At 47.4% G+C, this 20,814-nt stretch carries 20 protein-coding genes; 7 read left to right on the top strand and 13 right to left on the bottom strand.

Going from position 1 to position 20,814, the window contains the following annotated elements:
- Nucleotides 1–3 precede the first annotated feature (3 nt).
- On the top strand, nt 4–1,185 hold the full coding sequence (locus G9U52_RS13470; RefSeq protein ID WP_166150244.1) for a Ger(x)C family spore germination protein: 1,182 nt from the start codon (nt 4–6) through the stop codon (nt 1,183–1,185).
- Nucleotides 1,186–1,370: 185 nt separating this feature from the next.
- Nucleotides 1,371–1,619, top strand: coding sequence for a type B 50S ribosomal protein L31 (locus G9U52_RS13475; RefSeq protein WP_166150246.1), 249 nt, complete (start codon nt 1,371–1,373; stop codon nt 1,617–1,619).
- 78 nt (nt 1,620–1,697) lie between these two features.
- Here the strand turns inward: G9U52_RS13475 and G9U52_RS13480 are convergent, their stop codons facing one another.
- The 11 genes from G9U52_RS13480 to G9U52_RS13530 form a co-directional block, all read right to left on the bottom strand.
- The gene (locus G9U52_RS13480) at nt 1,698–2,108 is read right to left on the bottom strand and encodes a Fur family transcriptional regulator (RefSeq protein WP_166150761.1); all 411 of its coding nucleotides are present in this window, start codon (nt 2,106–2,108) and stop codon (nt 1,698–1,700) included.
- A 166-nt stretch (nt 2,109–2,274) separates the two neighbouring features.
- Nucleotides 2,275–3,138 carry an STM4011 family radical SAM protein gene (locus tag G9U52_RS13485; protein ID WP_166150248.1) on the bottom strand — a complete coding sequence of 288 codons (864 nt, stop codon included), beginning with the start codon at nt 3,136–3,138 and terminating at the stop codon, nt 2,275–2,277.
- Nucleotides 3,135–4,484: an STM4012 family radical SAM protein gene (locus G9U52_RS13490; RefSeq protein ID WP_166150250.1), complete on the bottom strand. Its 1,350-nt coding sequence runs from the start codon at nt 4,482–4,484 to the stop codon at nt 3,135–3,137. Before G9U52_RS13490 ends, G9U52_RS13485 begins: the two co-directional genes overlap by 4 nt.
- A gap of 60 nt (nt 4,485–4,544) precedes the next feature.
- Nucleotides 4,545–5,330: an STM4013/SEN3800 family hydrolase gene (locus G9U52_RS13495; RefSeq protein ID WP_166150252.1), complete on the bottom strand. Its 786-nt coding sequence runs from the start codon at nt 5,328–5,330 to the stop codon at nt 4,545–4,547.
- A 69-nt stretch (nt 5,331–5,399) separates the two neighbouring features.
- On the bottom strand, nt 5,400–6,767 hold the full coding sequence (locus G9U52_RS13500; RefSeq protein WP_166150254.1) for an STM4014 family protein: 1,368 nt from the start codon (nt 6,765–6,767) through the stop codon (nt 5,400–5,402).
- A gap of 2 nt (nt 6,768–6,769) precedes the next feature.
- The gene (locus G9U52_RS13505; RefSeq protein WP_166150256.1) at nt 6,770–7,615 is read right to left on the bottom strand and encodes an STM4015 family protein; all 846 of its coding nucleotides are present in this window, start codon (nt 7,613–7,615) and stop codon (nt 6,770–6,772) included.
- Nucleotides 7,616–7,765: 150 nt separating this feature from the next.
- Nucleotides 7,766–8,248 carry a hypothetical protein gene (locus G9U52_RS13510; protein ID WP_166150258.1) on the bottom strand — a complete coding sequence of 161 codons (483 nt, stop codon included), beginning with the start codon at nt 8,246–8,248 and terminating at the stop codon, nt 7,766–7,768.
- Between the two features lie 684 nt (nt 8,249–8,932).
- A complete protein-coding gene (locus tag G9U52_RS13515; RefSeq protein WP_166150260.1) occupies nt 8,933–10,276 on the bottom strand; it encodes a WD40/YVTN/BNR-like repeat-containing protein in 1,344 nt (447 codons plus the stop codon).
- 199 nt (nt 10,277–10,475) lie between these two features.
- A complete protein-coding gene (locus G9U52_RS13520; protein WP_166150262.1) occupies nt 10,476–11,111 on the bottom strand; it encodes a hypothetical protein in 636 nt (211 codons plus the stop codon).
- A gap of 14 nt (nt 11,112–11,125) precedes the next feature.
- Nucleotides 11,126–11,566: a hypothetical protein gene (locus G9U52_RS13525; RefSeq protein WP_166150264.1), complete on the bottom strand. Its 441-nt coding sequence runs from the start codon at nt 11,564–11,566 to the stop codon at nt 11,126–11,128.
- Between the two features lie 58 nt (nt 11,567–11,624).
- The gene (locus G9U52_RS13530) at nt 11,625–12,542 is read right to left on the bottom strand and encodes a nucleoside hydrolase (RefSeq protein ID WP_166150266.1); all 918 of its coding nucleotides are present in this window, start codon (nt 12,540–12,542) and stop codon (nt 11,625–11,627) included.
- 172 nt (nt 12,543–12,714) lie between these two features.
- Here G9U52_RS13530 and G9U52_RS13535 point away from each other — a divergent pair, with 172 nt between their 5' ends.
- The 3 genes from G9U52_RS13535 (at nt 12,715) to msrA (ending at nt 15,753) form a co-directional block, all read left to right on the top strand.
- On the top strand, nt 12,715–13,476 hold the full coding sequence (locus G9U52_RS13535; RefSeq protein ID WP_166150268.1) for a helix-turn-helix transcriptional regulator: 762 nt from the start codon (nt 12,715–12,717) through the stop codon (nt 13,474–13,476).
- Nucleotides 13,477–13,601: 125 nt separating this feature from the next.
- Entirely contained in the window at nt 13,602–14,558 is a 957-nt protein-coding gene (locus G9U52_RS13540) for a hypothetical protein (protein WP_166150270.1), read from the top strand.
- Between the two features lie 190 nt (nt 14,559–14,748).
- Nucleotides 14,749–15,753 (top strand): peptide-methionine (S)-S-oxide reductase MsrA, encoded by a 1,005-nt coding sequence (gene msrA, locus G9U52_RS13545; RefSeq protein WP_243767341.1) that lies wholly within the window; start codon nt 14,749–14,751, stop codon nt 15,751–15,753.
- Between the two features lie 88 nt (nt 15,754–15,841).
- Here the strand turns inward: msrA and pyrB are convergent, their stop codons facing one another.
- Complete coding sequence (gene pyrB, locus G9U52_RS13550) at nt 15,842–16,774, bottom strand: aspartate carbamoyltransferase (RefSeq protein WP_207952986.1); 933 nt, start codon at nt 16,772–16,774, stop codon at nt 15,842–15,844.
- 232 nt (nt 16,775–17,006) lie between these two features.
- Between pyrB and G9U52_RS13555 the strand changes: the two genes are divergently transcribed.
- Nucleotides 17,007–18,278 (top strand): methyl-accepting chemotaxis protein, encoded by a 1,272-nt coding sequence (locus G9U52_RS13555; RefSeq protein ID WP_166150275.1) that lies wholly within the window; start codon nt 17,007–17,009, stop codon nt 18,276–18,278.
- Nucleotides 18,279–18,354: 76 nt separating this feature from the next.
- Here G9U52_RS13555 and G9U52_RS13560 read toward each other — a convergent pair whose 3' ends face one another.
- A complete protein-coding gene (locus G9U52_RS13560; protein WP_166150277.1) occupies nt 18,355–19,044 on the bottom strand; it encodes an HAD family hydrolase in 690 nt (229 codons plus the stop codon).
- A 194-nt stretch (nt 19,045–19,238) separates the two neighbouring features.
- Between G9U52_RS13560 and G9U52_RS13565 the strand changes: the two genes are divergently transcribed.
- Nucleotides 19,239–20,705, top strand: coding sequence for a DHA2 family efflux MFS transporter permease subunit (locus G9U52_RS13565; RefSeq protein WP_166150279.1), 1,467 nt, complete (start codon nt 19,239–19,241; stop codon nt 20,703–20,705).
- Nucleotides 20,706–20,814: the final 109 nt, after the last annotated feature.

Here is a 20,814-nt window from a genome sequence, read left to right on the forward strand (position 1 = left end):
TCCATGCATAAACTGGCAGCCACCATTATGCTTTCTATTACGATTGCCGTGACAACTGGATGCTGGAACAAGCTGGAGCTTACCGATTGGGGCTTTGTACAAGCCGCCGCCATCGACGAAACGGCGGATGGACGCATTCGCTTGACCTCACAAGTTTACAAGCCCGGCGGCTCGGACAAGCCAAGTATGGAAGCCTCCCAAGGCTCTACCTTTATTGATATTATTAACGAAAACGAAACCGTCTATGGCGCTTCGCTTGATGCTACCAATGAGCTAGGCAGAAATCTGCAATGGAGCCATATGCGTGTACTGCTAATCAGTGAGGATATTGCGAGGCATAAAAATATCGGGGAGCTGCTTGATTTTTTTTCGCGTACCCATGAACCCAGAGGAACCGTAGCCATCCTGATTACAAACGGAGCGGCAAGCCCCTATTTGACATTAAAGCCCTTGATCGAAAGCACGATGGGGCAGCAGCTTAAATCGATCGAGCAATTAGCCCATGACCAATCTAGCAAAACGTTAGAGGTCACGCTAACCGATGTATTCAAGCTGTCCAAAGAACCTTTTTCTACATTAACGATTCCTTATGTGAGCCGTGTTAAAGAAGCTCAAGAAGTGGCTACTGTTTCCGGAATCGCCGTTCTTAATTTCCCTGAAGGCAAGATTAGCAGCATTATCCCTAGTGAGCGCACCCCTTATTTGCTCATGCTCATGGATCAGTACAAAGGCGGATTGATCACTATCCCTTGCTCAGGCCCTAATAAAGATGCACCATCCAGCTATGATTCCTTTCGCGTTAACAAGCTACACACCTCCTTGAACCCAAGCCTTCGCAACGACAAGCTTTTTTTGCAAATCCGTATCGTCATGGAAGGGACAGTAGGGGAATTAAGCTGCTCAAGGACGATTTCTGAAGCGGAGATAAAGGATTTTACTACTCGAATTAAGCAGAAGGTGGAAAAGCAAATCCGTGATACCTTCGTCTATATTCAGAAGCAAAAAGCCGATGTGATCGGGATAGGCATCGAGCTTCACCGTTGGCATAATAGCTTGTGGAAAACATGGAAGCCGGATTGGAAGGAGCATTTTGCGGAAAGCGACTTTACGATTGATGTGGACGTCTCCTTAATTAGCACCGGCGTATATGCAGGTAAACCTTTCTCAGCCAATAGCAACAAGTAAACAAATCCAAGACTCACACCAGCCAGTAAGCATGTGTATGCCATGCTTGACAGTGATAACTATTGTCAGCTATAATAATGAGAATGTTCGTAAATATTACGTTTTAACAACGAGTAAAAATCGTAAAATTTACACTGTGGGCTTAGCTACTCCCCCAAATAAAATTATAGACAGGATGAGGCAAAATGAGAGAAGGCATACACCCAGTTTACCAAGAAGTTATCATGCTTGATGTAAGCAGTGGCTATAAATTTTTGACAGGCTCTACAAAAAGCTCCAACGAAAAAATGGAATGGGAAGATGGCAACAGCTATCCGGTTATCCGTGTAGAAACAAGCTCTGCCTCCCACCCTTTCTTTACAGGCAAAATGCGTAATGCTGAGATTGGTGGCAGGGTTGACCGCTTCAACCAAAAATACGGTAAGAAAGACTAAATCCGCTTAAGAAATGACTTAAAAAAAACCGTCCCCAAGATCACTAGATCAGGGGACGTTTTTTTTCATAGCCAGTAGTCAGGTTGTTGGATGGGTCTGGCACTCCTCACAAATCCCATATACCTCAAAACGATGATTCAATATTTTATAATCTCCTGGAAGCACCATTTGTTGTTCCATTGGACAGTAGTCGAACGTCAAGGTCTTCTCACAGTTAACACAAATCAGATGGTGATGGTGATGGGAAAGACAGCTTCCTTTGAACTTTAAACCGCCGTCCATAAAATAAAACTGCTCCAATACCCCCATCTCGCTCAACATGCGAAGATTCCGGTACACGGTGTCAAAGCTCACGCTCGGGTATTTAATGCTCATTTGATCGTACACGTCTTTAGGAGACAGGTACCCCTCATGAGTTGAAAAAACTTGAGCCAGGGTTCGACGTTGGTCGGTTATTCGCCAACCGTTTCTGGACATAACGGCAAGCATATCCTGAACATTGTTCTCTGACAATAGTACTCACATTCCTTTCCTATTCCAATCCGCTCATCTAATATATGAAAATATTTATATGAGTATATGCATATATTATCACTTTATCAAAAAATCGTGAAAACTCCAAGCGTTTCTCTTGTTTATTTGACAAATTTCGCGGCTAAGCCTGGAACTGCCGCTGGGGAATACGTTCGAGCAGGCTCGCCCCGTAGATGGATTCAAAAGGCAGCTCCGGCATATGAACATAACCGATGTAGCAGCCGCATTGCTTCAGCTGGCATGGCCTTTCAGCCGACAAAGCAGCAAGACCATCCCGGTACAGATGGCCGAGCACTCTTTTGTCTTTATAGCAACGCTTGACCTGCCCGTTTCCTAATATAAAAAACACATCCAATCCCGTGCGGCAGCTTTGGCCAAGGCTTTCGTAATCCCGGAGATTATGCTGAAAATAAGGGTCAATTGCTTGCAAAAGTACAAGATCCTCTTTGCTATAGTAGCGAGGCTGATCCTTGAACGCATTCACCCATAAATAAACATCCTCTGGCAGAGCCTGCCGCATCGATTGGATGGGTTCAAAATATTTTTTTAACCCAACTGTCCCTACACTAAAGGATAAGCCCTGCTTATATAGCTGGCTGCCTTGGGACAAAAAACGCACTTCGGTCGTTTGCTCGGGATGGTAGGTCGCCCAAAAAGCCGCCGTCTTGCGATTCAGCTCACCCGTCCAATCTAGCTTGGCGGAAAGGTTCGTTTGCACAGCAACTTTATCGATATGGGCCATATGCGAGAGCTCGACCATCGCTTCCCTATACCACTTATGGACAAGCGCCTCGCCATAAGGGTTAAAAAAGATCGACAACCGCATCCCGCTCGCCGCTTGGCCACGTACCCATGCAACAAATTGCTCCAGCTGCTTACGGTCCTCAGCAAGCACCTCCATGCTGTCAACCGTTTTGCTGAACGGGCAGTAGGGGCAGGTATAGTTACAGGAGGATAAGGCTCCACGATAATAAAGTACCGTCATAGGAGCACATGCTCATGCATTAATTCCCTAACCGAATCCGAGATCAGCCAGTCCCCGATCGCATCCGAGTAGCCCAAGCCTTCGTCCGTCAAGAGCAGCAGCCCCTCACTAATATGCGCGAAGCCAATGCGGACAAGCCTGTATAGCTCCGGGTAGTCGTCCAGTGCTGCTGTACCGAAACGCTGCCCGTAATCCGTAAGCAGCAGCCCCTCACGGTGGAGGATCGCCTTGAGTATAAACCTGCGTTTTTGCTCAGCGAGGCTCAGCACATAGCCGTAATCGGCCCTCGTATAGTCAACTGTGTCCACGTAGTCGGCGATAATGCTTTTCGTAGCTTTGTAGCTGACTCCATAACGTGATGCATAATGAACCCCGCGCGTATAAGAACGGGCGCCACAGCCGAGACCAATCATCCCTTCCTCCTGGCAGCTAAACGGCAGCAGCTCTTTGGAAGGCTTAGCAATGGGCTTGGAGAATCTGCGCATCGAATGCTGGGCATAGCCGGCACTAGCCAGCTTGTCACAGGCGAGCCTATAGCATTCCATCCGAATATCTTGCCCACTTTGTTTGACTTGCTCCGGCTTGAGGAACGTATTCTCTCGTGTGTACAACGGATAAATAAAAATTTCCTCGGGCTCATAAGCAAGTGCACTGTCCAGTGAGTACAGCCAAGAAGCCGTAGTTTGTCCCGGCAGCCCATAGATCAGATCAAGATTAAGGATCGGAAAATCATATTTTTTCAACAGCTCCAGCGCTCGCTCGACCTCATTTTTCTTTTGCGGACGGTGGATGGCAGTAGTTTCTGTATCTGTAAAGCTTTGTATACCCATGCTGACCCGATCCACCGTGCGTTGCTTGAGAAGGCTCAGCCGCCCCTCAGTAACGGTGTCCGGTGAAGCCTCGACCGAGATTGAGGTTGTACGCAAATCAACCTTCATAGTATCCTCGGCGATGATGAACAAGCGGTCGAGCAGCCCTTCATTCAGCAGGGTCGGTGTGCCACCGCCAATCGCCAATCGTGATGCCGGCCTGTGCCCCACAAAAGGTGCCCATTGCCGAGCTTGCTTCTCCAAAGCATTGATATAGACTTCATGCACATCATCACGCCGGTCCGGTAACGTAAATAAATTGCAAAATCCGCAGCGCATCGCACAAAATGGAATATGCATATATAAAAAGAACGAATCCCCTTGCTCTTGCTCCCAGAGTGCTGGCAGCGATAACGGAGGTTCAAATTCACGATAAGCGGTTTTATGTGGATATGAATATAAATAAGATAAATAAGGAGCCGCTGTGAGCTGGTTCTTCCACAAGGCAAGATCTAGATCTCTTTGTACGGAAAACATTTTGTTCTCCCCTCCCCATTATGTGTTTACAATGCTCTGTTATGTTAATACAATACTCCGTTATATTAATACAAATTCTCTGTACGGCACGTTCCATACTACATCATGCGCCAATCTGTGCCCGTGATAGCCATCCTCGCCATAAGCGGTACCATGGTCAGAGCATACAATACAAAAGGTATTCCCGCGTTTGCGCATTGCATTGAACAAAGGTCCCAACTGCGCATCCACATAACGCAAAGCCGCCCGCTGGGTTTCAATCGAATCCTGCCTTGCCCCTGGCACAAAATAATGGTTAGGGCTATGGATTGCCGACACATTCATAAATAAAAAGAGGCGCTGGCTGCGCTCATATTGGTTCAATAGCTTCAAGGCATGGTTCACCTGATGCTCGGTCGATTTGGGCTGAGTTACCCCGAAGGTTTGGCGCCAATAGCTCTCCTGAAAATAGGAAGGAAGCACTTTGGCTAAAGGTACTTTTTTAGTGAAAAATATAACGCCACCGATACAAATGGTCCGGTAGCCAACAGCTTGAAGGCCGGATACTACATCGGTTGTATCAAATAACCAGGTATGAGGCTGCGTCTTGAGCCCCGTCCCTTTGGAATGGAACAATCGGCTATGCTGCGTTTTATCCGTAGTCACTGGCGTGGGCAGAAAGCCTCCAAAAAAAGCATGATGCGCCGCATACGTAAAGCTGCCTGGTGTATGACGCTGCTCCCACGGACCCGTGCCACATAAGTTCGGGCAATTGGCCTCCTCCAGCTTGGCGACATCATAGCGCAACGTATCCAACGTAATAAACAAAATATCGTGGGTGCCCACGATATCATTCATATTGATCATAGCTGCCCATCCTTTATGGCTTACTTGCCTTGATACTTAAACGCATCGTTCGCATCGTTTCGTTCCATTTCATGCGTCACCAACCGCTTTATGCACACACGCCATTTCCCATTTATAGGTGTTGTATCCATTAAATTCAACTTCGTACAGTAAATCTCCGAATGGATTAATATCCGCCACGTAAGGCTGGTGAGAGCCTCTGGCTAGTAAAATATCAATCCCAGCTACAAAAGAGGACTTGAATAAGCCCATCGTAGCTTCTGCGGCTTGTCCAACTGCAGATAACACTTCGTCTGAAAGCCCCAGGCTTGCTGGGTCAGCCCGCTCATTACGCAAATGTAGATTGGTGATTGGCGTATGGCTTAATCGGGCAATACGGTGGCAAGCCCGTTCTCCCACGACCAGCTGGCGTATATCAAAGGCACGGCTGCCTGCTCCCGCCTTTTCCATCCACCGCTCTATATGAACACCCTGGGCACATAACCAATTAATAATTTGCTGGATCGGTTCGCCCTGCGTATAGGTCCGTAAAGCACCCGCATTGTAATAAATCCATTCGTTACCACGTCTTTCGATGCCAATCGTTGTGGTCGCCTTTTCCGCTCCGGTGGATGGATGGACCTGGTAAGCGATAATACCGGAAGCAGAGGAGCCGTAGGCCAGCTTAATAAATACGCGATGCATGCGTTTTGCATGCATCGCATCCCTTAGCTGCTCATAGCTGCGAATACTGCCGATGACCGATGGCAACGGGGGAACCGGAACGCTGTGGGCGGACAGCAGCTGATGGCAGCGCCGCTTATCGAACATCAGCGCAATTTCGGCTGGGTCATTCATCCAACGGACGAATGGATCGACCGCCTCAGCTTGCTGCTTGATTCGTTGCAGCAATCGGCACCAGCCGCGAAACCATTGAGCCGGCTCATAGATGCGCCCCTGCTCGGGCAGCAAGCTTCGCGCCTGCTCAGCAGAAATGCTAGCTGCGCTGCTCAAATGCAGCAAGGGATGATACGCATCGCCGGAATGGGCCTGCCTTTGGTATCTTGCTGCATCGGTAGCAAAAGCAAGGGCTGGGCTAACACATCCCGCTGCTACTGTTGATTGCGTCGCTTTTGCAGCTTCAGCAATATCCGATGTTTGGACAGTATCACTTTTTCCGTCTGCTTCACTTGCATCCTCTGCGCCGAGGGCAATCAGCTCTATCTCCACCTCGAAATTCTCGCCCGGAGAATCGAGCCGGATCATCGGCAGCCTGCCAGCCTCATCACAGCAGGAGAACAAGATCCGTGCCAGCTTGGCAGGCTCCTGCTCTACTGTCAGGCAATCTAAGTAGGAAATAACAATCGCCTCTGGCAAGCCAAGCTTCAAACGCGCCTGCTGCAACAGCGCTGTGCGTTTATTGCCTGGATTTCCGACAACAATCAACCGCTGCGCCATCCCTACTCCGTTACAGCCGGGTAGCGCCAGTCATCATCATCGGAGTCACCCTCTTGGTCACTTACGTCTACCTGCATGCCCGTTTCACCCCATCGCTTCATCATGGCTTCGGACATATAATGGTAATTCAAATTAAGGAATGAGAGCTTTTTAATGCGGCTGCTTGCTATTAAGGCTTCGGCTCCAACATCACTTAATGTGCCTAATGACAAATCCAGCGTATGCAGTTGGTCAAGGATTGGGGCATCCGCAATAGCTGTCGCGATTTCATCTTGAATTTCACTATTTTTTAGACCCAGATAAGTAAGCTTAGGGAAAAGCTGCGACTGCATAAAAGGCGCAAGATCATCAACGGTTCCATCCCATCCATAATTATCTACGCCTAGATATAATTCGAGCTTCTTCAGTTCAGGCAGCTCTGCCTGCTGGATATCCTTGATCACTTCAAGTGGCAAACCGCCACAAATGATAGTAAGCTCTTCCAATTGAGCGTGCTTCATATCGCTTAGCCTTAATCCCTGGCTGCCTTTAACGGTAAAGGAGGTTAGTGCAGGGAATGCTGCAAGCAACGGACTGAGATCGCATTGGTTGATCCAGGAAACCTCACACTCTTCTCCCTCCATATCGCCAATGAATAGCTTTTTCAAATTGGGAAAGGAATCATGGTTACGGATGAGAGCCTCCATTAAATGACTGGAATCATTCTCGTAGGCATCACCCCATGAGCCAATAATTAAGGAATCCAGCTCATGGCTTTCCGGCTTAGCAGCGAGCTCGTCAATCATTTTTTCCATCGTTAAACCTTTTTCATGATCTTCGTAGTCAAGTACCAATTTCACTTCCGTCATTGCTACATCCTCCTTGATCGTTATCCTTCTTGTACCATTTTATCAACAATACTGGCATTAATCCATTTTTGTTCAATCGCAAAAAGCCTGCTATGTATCCAGTCCGGATAGCTACGGCAGACTTTAGAGGTAAGCATCTATGGTTGGTGCCTATCCTTGTTCAAGCTTGTAAAGCTCGGCACAATGCTCTATTTGCAGACAGAAGCTGCGATTATGCCCGATCAGGAACGATGAGAGGTCATATCGCTTGCGACCTGGCTCGAACACTACCAGCAGCCTATGCTTCATTTGTTGCTTTGCCAGGGCGATAAACCGTTCTGTCTGCTCAGAAGCCAAAAAGGTAATGTAGGCATACAAAGAATGGTCCTCAGGCTCATCCAATATACTTACGCCCGCACACGAAAATTCGGTTTGGATCTGCTGCTCCTTGAATATCGTCAAGGCTTTATGAAGCTGGGCATCCACAGCCACTTGGTCCAGCATCATCGTTTGCTTAGGCAGCCTGCCCAGCTTATCCCGATTTACCCATGTATCAAGCTCACGCCTCCGCCTCCGCCATTGCTCTGCGGTTTGCTCGGTCAACACAATTTCTTCATCGTTATTGATGTCGTTGTCAACGTTAGATGTTGTCATCTTATTCACTCCCTAGCCATAGCTGCCGGCCACTTTACTTACAATCCACTTTAGCTTTACTCCGAAGATCGCCAATTACTGTTCATCTCTAGAGGTGTCAATAGTGCTGCATCCAAGGCTGGTAAACTCATTTTACGAAAACACTTCTTCTATGTATAGTTATTTGTAAAAAATAACACAGTCATTTAATAGTAATTCTGTCCAACTTGTTCCGTGCTAACATGCTCTTAAATGAATAACCAACCGCCCGAGCTGGGATTAGTGGAGATTGATCTTCTTCTGCATCGTTGGCAGGCTTGGATTGCCTTTATAATCCGAATAAGTGGCATCAGATACACCGCCGGGCTATAAGGCTTGTTTGATTTTCCAAGCATGCTCCTTTAGATTGGCTATTAAATTTCATTCCACCACAGCACATACCATTGATTTCGGCTCATTCCCACCCCTTTTTAAATGTAATTATTACTATTATTTAAAATAGCTAATGAATTGCTGCTCAATCGGCATATTATTATTCGTAATATTTACTAATTGAGTATAGCAGATATAAATAGCTTTGAAAAGGTGTAACCTAGCAAAAAAACGCAATCACGATGCTCTCCCTCCATTTTCGCAGGATTGGCAGAGCAACGCTTTGCGCCATATGGGTCTATTTTCAAGCGGATTACTTGCTTATCCTGCCAACTAAAGCATCTTCCAGCTTTTACCGCCGTCTAAGGATTGCAGCAATCTTGATTGACTCGCGGTGGAAGCATCCCCGTTTTTCAGCAAAAGCCAGCCTGTCCCGTTTTCTCTAAATTCCATTTTAACCGGATAATCGAAAGCTTTGATCGCTTCAGCCAAGACAGGATCGCTGGCGAGCGCTTGCCAGGTAGCTCCACGATCTGCGGTGTGGCTCATTTGCCCCTCGACAAGCGACCAGCCTTCCTTATCGTTAACAAACGTCAGGAGCGCGGCTTCGCCCGCTTGAGTCGATTGGGTTTGCAGCGGCTGATAGCTCCAGGTTTTCCCGCCATCCGATGTATGCAACGCATCGTAATGCTGGGCTTCATTTTCCCGGACAGCTACAGGCATCCAGCCTACCATCCGCTCCGCGCCCCAAAACTCCGGTGCCGCTGTGATTGAATAGCTCGTTCCTTCCTTCTCCTCGAGCGACGGTAAAACGATATCGCCCCAGGTTACGCCTCCATCAGTTGTCCCGTACAACTTCAATTTGCCTTCAATCGATTCAATGGGTACAAAGCCGTTGGACGCATCCTTAAAGCTGATCCCCCGAGCATAGCCCAATTGGGGAATCGCCTCTGGCGTTGGGTTCTCTGTGGGCAAATAGCCGGTATTTCCCATAATCCGTTTCCAGCTTGCGCCGCCGTCCTTCGTCTGGTAAAGTGACTTTTCCGATTTGCTCATGGCCGCGTCGGAGGATGTGAGCAGCCAGCCATGGCTTGGATCAGTAAAATACATGCCTGTTGCACGAGCCGTGACCGGAAGCTCAGTAGAGCTCCAGGTTTTGCCACCATCTGAGGTGCGGAGTATCGCTGGCTTTTCTTCATATTGAGCCGATCGGTAGACCCATATATGATCACGGTCAAAGAAATAAATCGTGTTCTTTTCTTTGGGCGAAGCAAGGAATGGTTTGCCCTCCGCCTTCGGCGACACGGCTGTCCATTTGCTTCCTCCGTCATCTGTACGGTATAATCTTAGCTCCTTGGCTGTAACGCCCCAGGCAAAACCAAGCTTGTCACCCAGTAAATGTACATCTGTAAGCATCGTCTGGATTTGAAATTCTGAGGGCTCTGCGCCTTGTGATGCATTGGCGGAAGTATTCGCAGGAGGCGTCGCAGCCCCTGCGCCCGTCGAAGTCGAGCTTGCAGGATCTGCGTTGCCATGAGCGGGATTTTTCACGCTGGATGGATTGGCAGCAGCATCCATTCCGCAGCCCGAGGCAAAAAGTAGCGACAATAACACAAAGGGTACCGCATATTTGGGCTTGATTAGCCGTGAGTTTAGCAGATTTTTTTGTTGGTTCATAATAACCTCTCCTTTTATAGCAGATGACAGGTTATGGATCTACAGCTCCTGCTATCTAATAGTATTACCCTCCTACACTAATTTTGATTGCTGGCATTAGAAAAAAGCCCGGAAAAGCAAGCTGCAAAGCTTGCCTTTTCGAGCTGAAGCCAACCTGCTCCTGCCTCGCTTCTTAATTGAAACCTCGCCTTATTTCGCCTCACACAAGCCCGCTTTCCCGTAGCTCCCTCAGGGCATCCTCCACATTACGCTCCGGGTTCAACGTTTGGATGATCGAAGCTTCGATGGGTTCTCCAGCATAGATCCGTTTTACCATCTCCATATGGAGTTCCATTTCAAAATAATCGTTTGCCCACTCCACATAGGGCTCTGGTGCTGCATAAAGCGTTCCCAACAGCCAGCCTGCTCCGTCGTCCATTCCTGTAGGGATGTCAACTTGACCCGATCGCCACTTGGTATCAACAGCCTCACGCCAAAGGCAAAAGGTAACGTGATCCTGCTCGAACGCTTCATCATTAAGCAACCCAAGCAGCTTAGGCGGCACCTCGTCATAAATACCCGGCCATACCTCAAATTCTTCTCTGGCATGTGGGCTAAGGCCCGACTCATGGTCAAAGCCTTTTAAGATAACCCCATCTGCCGCAAATATAACGAACAGCTCGTCCCCAGAACCATTATCGACTTTTGCCGCCGAGATACCTGGAGACCATAACGGGGCAAAGCTGTGGTAACGAAGCCATGCCTGGTCACACACAATTAGCTCAATGATCGCCATAGCGACCAGCCTTTTTTTCAATAGCTCGGGCTCGCCCAGCCATTCATTAAAACCGGCCATTCTTCCCGCCCCCATTAGACAAAGCTGCCTTCCTGGCTGTCGAATATAATAGCTCCATATTCACTTTCCAGCCATTCCAGCACCATAAGTACAGCATTAAAATAATCCATATTGCGATCTGGATCGGCGCTGGTCTCCAATCTCCGCTTGCATGCAGCTAGCTGCGCTTGATCTGGACGTTCCTTGGCAGCCATTTCGGCAATTTCCGCAGATTCCTCCAGCACATACGGCTCTTCATTATAAGCAATACGCAGGCTCCAATCATCAATCGTAAAAACCACAACCTGCCTAGGCTCCTCCAAACGGATATTGGCGGTGTCACCAAACCTTTGCTTGAAACGCTCCATAAAAACAAACATATCCCATTCGGAATCTGAGAGCAAGAAACCCATATAGGAATAAGGTGTGTAGCCCATTATGTAACCTCTTTCCCGATAAAATTTCATTACTCTCATCTATTAAACATCCCTCGTTGCACCCAAACCTCTAGACCGGCTTATCCGCGAAAACCCTTTACCCCTGGTTCAGCTTGGTGAACAAATCCCTAAAAATCCGGTCACGATATACAAAAGAGAAGCAACGTATAAAATGCCTTGACGAATCAAAGCTCCAGGTCATTTGGTCGGTCACTATGGGACTATGGATCAGGCTGCTCTTATAAAAGCCCTCATCCAATAAATAAGCGATTGCCGCTATATCCCAGATTACCTTCGAGTAGCCAAAATGGTCATCCGCATATGCCTCCAGCCTTTCCGTCAAAAATGCACCAATGCCGCCCGCATCGCCCATATTTGCTTTAATCTCCACCAGTGTCGTCAGTAAATGCGAGGTTACGCCCATGCAAGGAATCAACACTAGCGGAACACCGCTATCCAGAACCGTTCGCGCCGCAGGAACGTCCTGCTTCAAATTAAACTCTTTCGTATCCTCCCAATGCAGCGCGTGTCCGCCAAGCCAAACGACTACAATATGCTCGATTATGGCTGGCTCCAGCATAATCGCCGATGCTATATTCGTAATCGCACCTATCGCTACCACATATAAAGGATCGCCTTCAGGTGAACTCATCGCCCTGCGTATCAAATCATCAACCGCTTCACTACGCACAGGACCATCCGCATCCACAATAAAATCGGTCGAACCGCGGTACACGAAACCTTCAGAAGCTATGCCCATTTGCTCCAATACACGCAAGATCTCCTCATAGCTTTTCTCCATGCCATCCCCCGCGCCTGTAGATCGTTTGTTCAGAAAAGGAGCGGCATAAATCGCTTCAACCTGCAAGCGCTCGGGGGATTTCAATGCGTACGCAATCGCAAACTGGTCATCGACCTCGTTATAGGCATCTGTGTCGAGAACCATGCGAATTTTTCCTTTGGGAAACTCCAGCTTTTCTAGCAGCCTTGCTGTTGGTAATGGTTGTCTGTTCATATCCAGCACCTCTTTTACTATTGTTTGGATGGGGTAACCCTCTTCAATAAGTTATCAAAAAAGCGCTAGCCTAACTACCATAATTCGGTGATTTTGTTGCAGAATTCGGCTATACTTCAATTAACCAAGGCTGCCCGATTGGCTGCCGATTTATTAAGAAAGGATGCTTATTATGAAAACGCTTGTCCACTTTTTCAACCATTCCAACCGCGAGAGCGACAGCTATATGCCCAATCATAAACATCCCATGTTCGAGATTGTCTATTACTGCAAGGGGTATGGACATACCACAATTAACGGAGTAATTTCTCCCTACTCCCCAGGGCAATTTGCCATTATTTATCCGGAAGTCGTCCATGATGAATATCGAAAAACGGCTACAGAAGTTATTTATTTCGGCTTTATAACTCCTTATGAATCCATCCAGCTGGCCCAAGGGCTCCATACCGATACCGAATACGGAACCCTGCGGAAGCTGCTTCAAGAAATGATGCTGGAAACCGCGCAAAAACGAAATCACTATACGATCAAACTCGATTTGCTATTGCAAAGCGCACTCATCGAAATAAGTCGTATGCATGAAAAGCTGCCGGTACAGCCAAGCTCAGACCATGAGGAACGCTTGACGCCCGTTATCCAATTCATCGAGCAATATTATGCCGACAGCCTCAACATCAAGCAGCTTGCACATATTGCAGGCTATAGCTATGACCACTTTCGCCATATTTTCAAGGAGTATACGGGTGCCACACCAATGAACTATTGGATCCATCTGCGCATCCAGAAATCCAAAGAGCTGCTGCTAGAGCATCAAAAAAAGATGACGCAAATTGCCTTTGAATGCGGTTTTTCCAGCTTATCTCATTTCAGCAATACATTCCGTACGCTAACCGGGCATAGCCCACGAGAATTCGTCAAGCAAAATAGAGCCTAGCTCGCCAGCCTAGAGATAGGCATTGGTAAACTTTGATTGCTTTCCCTGCTAAATGTTACCATAAGAAGGAAGCAGGAAGAATAAATGAAGCGCAAAACCACATTGGACAGGAGCTGGTCAGCACTATGAACGAATCCATCAACGGATGCTTGGAAGCTCTTCTTTTATGCTATAAGCAGAGGAATGTGGACGACCGGACCCCAGCCATCGAAAGACTGAAGGTCTTATATGACAGTATCATCCCTCCCCAAGAGCGGTCCCCCATCAGCATTAACGAGTATGAAAGCTCACTAATATGGGAGAAAAAGCTGATCGGCGTGTTCCAGGAATCCAGCCTCCCCACCGAGCAATTATGGGCTTACATCTGCCAGGTCGAGGATCCGATTATATATGGACATTTAGTGCTATATCTTATTGAAAAGCTAGTCTCCGAGCAAAAAATCCAGGAAAGCTATACTTATATCGAGCACTTGCCCGTCCTTCAATTTTTCAAAAAAGAAGATACGAAATATAAAGGGTACCGGGTGCTGCTGAAGTATTACGCGGAGCTTCCTGATGTTAACATGTTTATGGAGCTACTCAAAAAATCGCAGACGATTAAGCAAAAGCATGAAATCGAAAGCTGCAAATGGACATTAGTTGAGCGAACAAGCGAAATATCTGGATGGGAAGCCAGTATCCAATTATGCCAGCACAAAAAAATCGGCGACAAATATATAAGGGCTGCATTGACACCCATCACGGAAACTTGGGCATATAGCAAGGTCTACCAATTATTCGAGAAGCATCCAGAGCTCGACTCCGACAAAACCCATACAAGGCTGCAAATTCTCATGAAGACCTATAGCCAGAATGCCAAGAGTGACCCGAGTATTGAAGCTTTGGAGTTCGAGAAATTATTCGAGGAGGTAAAGCAGATCGATCCCGCATTGAAATGGGGTGACTTCCGTTTACGTGATGGTTTATTGATGGATTTGGGACTCAGCAGCCACAATAAGGCTAAAATCACTCTGTGCAGAAAAACGATCAAGAACAATGCACTCAAAAAAGAATTAAACTTCTGGCTCGAACAGCTCATCTAAATTCCTAATCATTACGTAATACTATTGTAAGGTATTTACCTTATAATAGGAGTTAGATAGTTCGGAGGTGAGTCCGTGGATGAATATCAAAAAATGGAGCCTTATCGTGTTACCTCTTCTGCTTTTATTCCTCACCGTTTACGCTTCCAATATGTGGAGCCCTAAGATTAAAGCGTCTAGCACCCAGAATATGGCCCATATACAAGGTGAGCTTGCGACCTTTGCCGGTGGTTGCTTCTGGAGTACAGAGTCCTCTTTTGAAAAGGTGCCGGGTGTTATCAGTGTCATTTCTGGCTTTACCGGTGGCCATCTGGATAATCCTACCTATAACGATGTCATCACAGAAACTACCGGCCATCTGGAATCCGTTGAGGTTCGCTACGATCCCAGTGTCATCAGTTACGACGAAATCTTGCAGTTTTACTGGCGCACCATTAATCCTACTGATGCCGGAGGCCAATTCTATGACCGCGGCGAATCGTATACGACCGCTATATTCGTCCACAATGAGGAGCAACGGCAAATAGCCGAGGCATCTAAGAAGGCCGTAGAAGCCTCAGGGAAGTTCACTAAGCCGATTGTGACGCCGATCAAGACCGCTTCCACCTTTTATAAAGCTGAGGAATACCACCAAGACTACTATTTAAAAAACCCGGACCATTATGACGGCTACCGCAAAGCTTCAGGGCGAGATGCCTACTTTGAACAAACATGGGGAGCTGATCGCGAAGTGAAGCTTACCCCCAAGGAAGAGCCTTACAAAAACGTGAACAAAGCAGAAAAGCTTAAAGCCCTTACCCCGCTCCAGCTGGATGTCACACAGCATGAAGGAACCGAAAGCCCTTACCACAACGAATATTGGGATAGCAAGCTCGAAGGCATCTATGTGGATATTGTTTCGGGTGAGCCCTTGTTTAGCTCCAAGGATAAATATGATTCGGGAACCGGTTGGCCCAGCTTCACACAGCCGCTTGAGCCAGGCAATATTATAACCAAAGAAGACCGCAGCTTAGGCGGTTTGCGTGTGGAAGTCCGCAGCAAATATGCCGATTCCCATCTCGGCCATCTCTTCGATGACGGTCCGAGGCCAACAGGCCTGCGTTATTGCATGAACTCGGCTTCTATGGAATTTATCGACAAAGCCGACCTCGAGAAAAGAGGCTATGGCAAATATGCCAAGCTTTTTGCTTCATAAACAAAAAAACAAGCAGTCTAGAACATTTAACCTGTTCCAGACTGCTTGTTTTAGTGCTTGTTTTAGTGCTAGACTAGCCTATTCAAGACTAGACACCCAAGCATTTTTCAATAATGGCCATGCGCATGAATAAACCGTTTTGCGCTTGGCGGAAGTACGCCGCGCGAGGATCTGCATCCACGTCAGCATGAATTTCGCCCGCACGTGGTAATGGATGCAGAATGAGGGCTTCCTTCCTCATCTGGTCCAGCAAAGGGAGGTCAATAATATATTTGCCTGCCGCTTTGTTATATTCGTCAATCGATGGAAACCGCTCTTTTTGGATCCGGGTTTGGTAAAACACATCGGCGGTTTGGGCTACCTTCAGCAAATCTGGTGTTTCTTCGTAAACAATGCCTTTTTCCTCGAGGTATTGCTTGACGTAAACGGGAATTCTTGCGTTATCCGGAGCGATAAACGAAATTTTTACATCCTGGTAATTGGAGAGCAGGTAGCTAAGCGAATGCACCGTACGCCCATAGGTTAAATCTCCAATCATTACAATATGCAAGCCATCGATACGGCCAAGCTCCTTTTGGATTGTGAATAAATCCAGCAGCGCTTGTGTAGGATGCTCGCCTGAACCATCTCCAGCATTAACAATAGGCACGGTCGATACTGCCGCTGCACGTTGTGCCGCTCCGACCTCCGTATGCCGCATCACAATAAGGTCACAATAGCTGGATACCACGCGGATCGTGTCCTCCAAGGTTTCCCCTTTAATCGCAGAAGAAAATTGCGAAGCGTTTTCCGTACCGATCACGCGTCCGCCCAGACGATGCATCGCCGATTCAAAGGAAAAGCGCGTACGGGTACTCGCTTCGAAAAATAGGGAGCACATGATTTTATCTCCGAAATGGTTGGCTCCTCCCTGTGAGGCAAGCTGCTCCATCTCTTTGGCTGCAAGGAAAAGCTCCCCTAATGCAGCTTTGTCGAATTGCTTTGATCCGATGACATGTAATAAGTTAGAAATGTGAATCAGTTCCTTTCTCGCAGCGAAGCAAGCTTCGTGTTAATGGTCAACAATTTCCGACATTTGAATTATATCGCAATTTGGAGCTAGGCGATACGGCTGAGGCTCCCCTATTGAATCCCTACCTCGCATATCGCTTATTAACTGAAACCTACTGTGAGTTTAATCACAGCCCATTCTACTATTTAAAGCTACTATAAAAGAAATCACATTTGGCTATTAAACGAAATGAGGGCTCGAAATGCCACTGGGCATCGTCAAAAAAATGGTTTTGGGCATTACTTCAGTCTCTATATTAACATACGGCACAAGCGCATTTTTTATTTTTGTACTCAAAGATACCCTTGCCCCACAAATGTCAGAATGGCTGTACATGGCAATCGTCATGGGGCTTGGCGTATTCTGGACAGGCTTCCTCGGATGGCTGGCCGCTCGCTGGCTGGTCAGCCCACTGCTGCGCTTAACGGTCGCAGTTAACGAAGCGGCAAGCGGCAACCTAAGGGTTATGATTCCCATCCCTAAAAGCAACGATGAATTAAGGACGCTTAGTGTCTCCTTTAATGGAATGGTCGACAATCTAAGGCAAATCATTAGCGAAATTTCCAGCAATGTGTCCTTCACAGAGCGCAATGCTTCTGCATTAAGCAGTGCACTCCAGCATGCTGCCCATCAAATCGAGAAGACGGCCATCACCATTGATGGCATCTCCAAGGGTGCCGACCAGCAAGCCCAATCGACTCACCACACCTTCGCTGCTGTAGGCACAATCACGCAAGCCGCTGAGGATGTCAGCACTAGGGCCAATACTGCACTGCAGCTATCCCACCATATGGTCACGACGACGGAAGAGAGCAGCATTGCGATCCACTCGCTTGTAGAGGGACTTCTTGAGCTGAGCCAATCCAATATTGGCACGTTAGACCACGTACATAAGCTTGACGTAACCGCTCAGGAAATTGGCCATATTTCCAAGGTCGTAGGGGAAATCGCGGATCAAACCCATTTGCTTGCGCTTAATGCTTCTATCGAATCTGCACGTGCAGGCGAGCATGGAGCCGGCTTCGCCGTGGTTGCCGTAGAAATCCGCAAGCTTGCCGAGAAATGCTCGGAGGCGGTTCGTAGCATTAATGAACGCATTGAGCATATTCAAGTTCAGGTTCATGGGGTTGTAACGAATATTTCTGGCCAAGTGCAAGCCGTTGACCAAGAAGCGGCGCAAGGTGGTGCTATTATAAACGCATTGGCTGGCATGATGGCGGCTACGCATGAAACGGCTGGGGCGGTTGAAGCGATCACCCATGTTATTGCCGGGCAGATCCAGCAAATCAACCATACGCTGAACCAAACCCACGAGATTGATAAGATCGCCGAACACATATTGACAGGTGCCAAGGAAGTTGCCGCATCGACCCAGGAGCAAACCGCGGTTATGCAGGAAATTGCCGCATCATCGGAAATCCTGAGCGAGCATGCAGACCAGCAAAAAACTACAATTAGCATTTTTCGAATTTAAACCTTACATTTCATCACTGTCTTCAAAACAAAAAGCACCTTAACCGGTGCTTTTTGTGTAATTTCCTTCAAACGATTCAATAATAATGAGGCTCATCTAAATAATGAATAAGCTCTGTTATGTTATGAATATGGCCAATCGCTTGCACCCCTCGTGCTTTCATCAGCTCCAAATCCGCTTGGTAGCTAATAAAGCGAATACCTGCCTCTCTGGAAGCAACCCCATCTATCCATGAATCACCTATAGATAGCCAAGCTGAGCTAGCCACTTGTGGAAAACGATCCAGCACATAATGAAAAGCCGCCGGCGATGGCTTGAGCGCTGACGCCAGCTCCCTACCCACAACCAGGTCGAAGTACCTGCTAATCCCTGTGCTATTCAATGCTCGTTGTGCTGCCTCCAAAGCATTGTTGGTCACGATTACCAACACATATTTGCGGTGGAGCTGGCCCAGCAAAGCTTCAACTCCAGGCTCCAGCCCCGCATCCACCATCCCAAGCAGCTCATGCTTGGAGGCGATTTGCCAAACCTCCCGCTCCTGCTCAGGCGCCAGACCGTTGAGCTTGGCATGCGCAATTAATGTAGCCGTTGTATGCTCGGCTGCTACATAATTCGCCGGCACGGCGCCAATAGAACTTAAATAAGTGAAGATATCCTGTTTCATCGCCACAAAATTAATGCTCGATTGCAGCAAGGTATTATCCATATCGAATATAATGCCTTGTACCTGTTTGTTATTTTTATCTGATTCATGCTCTCTTGGCATTCCTGATACCCCTTCCAATTTAATTTCAATTAATTCCACTCCTTTGGTCCCTAACTACGCTATATTACGCTATATTTGGTTTGGACTACTGGATATTTTAGTAATGTAATGGGTACACTACTATCTTAGATATTTTCTCTGCGTTGTAGGTAGTCGCGTTGAGAAAATAGCCATTTAGGACAACGGAGGTTTACATGAATAAGAGTAGCTTGAATAAGGACAGCTTGCAGGAAGTCAAGTTTTGGCCCATTATGATTGCCATTTTTTTCGGATCCTTTATTACCGTTTTAAGCTCCAGCACCGTCACCATTGCCATTCCCCAGCTTCAGGAGCATTTTGCTACAGATCTTCATCTCGTGCAGTGGACGATGACGGGTTTTATGCTCGCCATGGGGACGATCTCCCCTGTTGCCGGTTATCTTGGCGAGAAGTTTAGCTATAAGCGGCTCTACTTTACGGCGCTTATCGGATTTACCCTTGCTTCACTACTATGTGCCCTATCCTGGAATATTCAATCGCTTATCGCTTTCAGAATTGTTCAGGGCATCTTTAGCGGTCTTATTATGCCGGCTACTATGACGATTATTTACCAGGTAATCCCGCGGGACAAGCAGGCCATGGCGATCAGCCTCTGGGGGCTTTCGGCGATGCTCGCACCTGCGATTGGACCCACTTTAGCTGGGGTATTGATGGCAATGGGTGGCTGGCAATGGCTGTTTATTATGAACATACCAATCGGTGTAATCGCAACGGCTATGGTCATGTGGCTGATTCCTTTTTATCGGTTAAACGTGCCCAAATCCTTTGACCTCCCTGGTCTGGTCACTGTATTTATCAGCAGCATCTCCTTGTTGGTTGCTTTCAGCCAGAGCGGTTCATGGGGCTGGACCGATTGGAAAACCGTAACGCTTTTTATAGTAGGCGGCATTGTTTTGATCTTGTTCATATGGCGTGAGCTGACCGTGAAAGAGCCTTTGCTTAACATTCGCGTACTCACTAATGGCAGGTATACACTCACCTTGATCATTACGACGATCATTACGATCAGCTTGTACTCGGGCACGTTCCTGACTCCGATCTTTTTGCAAAATATTCAACATGTAAGCCCTTTAGATACCGGACTGATTCTGCTTCCAGCTTCGCTTGCGATGGCATTAACGATGCCGATTGTAGGCAAGTTTTATAGTGTGGTTGGCCCTCGGCTTTTAATGACCATTGGTATCGTCCTCGTCATAGTCGGAACGTTTGCTCTAACTAAACTAACCATCGACATTTCTTATATGTATATCCTGATTTGGATGATGGTACGCAATGTCGGTATTGCCTTTACTATGATGCCTGCCAGCAACGCCGGGATGGAACAAATATCCCCGATGCTTAGTGGACACGCCTCTTCGCTCAGCAATTGGATCCGTAATGTATTCGGCTCATTTTCTATCGCGATCTTCACCTCGCTGCTTGGCACCTTTGGCAGTCGGGAAGCAGCCGCAATCCTCCAATCAGGTGTTCAGGATGCTGCACAAATCCAACTGCTCTCCTTCACGGCAAGTGTCAACGATGTCTATCTTGTCGCCACCGTTATAGCCATTTTGGCTGTACCGCTTACCTTAATGGTTCGCAAAAATAAAGCACGGGCTCCACAGCTGGATACCAGCAAATAAAAGAGGCGGTTCATAAAAATGCATCACTCTTTTGTCCACAGCTATCAAATTGTTCCACAGGCTTTCCCCATAACATCCATAACATCCATAACCATCCATGCAAAAAAGC

It is taken from the genome of Paenibacillus agricola, from assembly GCF_011440305.1.
GTDB classification, from domain to species: Bacteria; Bacillota; Bacilli; order Paenibacillales; family NBRC-103111; genus Paenibacillus_S; species Paenibacillus_S agricola.